General features: G+C 61.7%; 1 pseudogene. It reads left to right on the top strand.

The features are described from left to right. A pseudogene (locus tag J5M71_RS27135) lies at positions 1–519 on the top strand (nitrate ABC transporter substrate-binding protein); the annotation flags it as partial.

Below are 519 nucleotides of genomic sequence, written 5' to 3'. Positions count from 1 at the left end.
AGGATGTCAACATCACCGCCCAGCCACCGGAAGTCGCCGGCTCGGCATTGCAGGCCGGCAAGATCGACGCCCACGCCGACTTTGTGCCTTTCGCCGAGCTGTTCCCGAGCCGTGGTTTCGCCCGCAAGATCTATGACGGCGCTCAGGCCAACGCACCGACTTTCCATGGCGCACTGGTGGATCAGGCCTACGCCAAAAAGTACCCGGAAATCGTCGTCGCCTACCTGCGTGCGAGCATCGAAGCCAACCAACTGCTCGCCACCGAACCGGAGAAGTACAGCGAACTGATCGCCAAAGTCACCGGCGTCGATGCCGAGGTCAACTACCTGTTCCATGGCCCGCTCGGCGTACAGACCCGCGACCTGAGCTGGAAGCCTGAATATCGCCAGGCCGTCGGTACCGCCATCGATACCCTGAAGCTGCTGAAGAAAGCTGATCGCGGGCTCGACCTGAACAGCTTCATCGACGACCAGTACATCCGCGCCGCGTTCAAGGCTGCGAACCTCGATTACACCGCGC

The organism is Pseudomonas sp. 43(2021) (assembly GCF_017490805.1).
Classification (GTDB): Bacteria; Pseudomonadota; Gammaproteobacteria; order Pseudomonadales; family Pseudomonadaceae; genus Aquipseudomonas.
This window is presented reverse-complemented; position numbering and strand designations above follow the sequence as displayed.